At 62.1% G+C, this 391-nt stretch carries 1 pseudogene; it reads left to right on the top strand.

Annotated elements, in window-relative coordinates:
• Positions 1–14: 14 nt before the first annotated feature.
• Positions 15–391: pseudogene (locus KVS69_RS18925) on the top strand (cytochrome o ubiquinol oxidase subunit I); the annotation flags it as partial.

Below are 391 nucleotides of genomic sequence, written 5' to 3'. Positions count from 1 at the left end.
TCCCCGATGCGGGAATGACGCGGCTGTTCTACATTTCGGCAAGCGGCGCCGTTTGTATTCTGTTCGGCATCGCCGCGCTGGGAACCCCCGTCGGTCTCAGGATCCGCGACAGGCGCCTACTCCGGGATACGGCAGGCGACCCCTGGAATGGTCGAACCCTAGAATGGTCGATCCCATCTCCGCCGCCATCGTACAATTTCGCCCGCCAGCCGAAAACCTTCGGCCTCGACACCCTCACGAAGGCCAAGGAAGAGCATCTCGAAATCTACTCGGGGCCTTATTTGCCGGTATCCATGCCGAAAAAAACCGCCGCGAGCGTGGTCATTGGCGCCGGTGCGTTTCTGCTCGGGTTCGGCGGCACATTCTGGATGTGGTGGGTGGCGGCCCTGGG

Origin of the sequence: Stenotrophomonas sp. GbtcB23, assembly GCF_019091045.1 — a bacterium.
Taxonomy (GTDB): domain Bacteria; phylum Pseudomonadota; class Gammaproteobacteria; order Xanthomonadales; family Xanthomonadaceae; genus Stenotrophomonas; species Stenotrophomonas rhizophila_A.
Note: the sequence above shows the minus strand (reverse complement) of the source record. Positions and strands in the feature narration are given on the sequence as shown.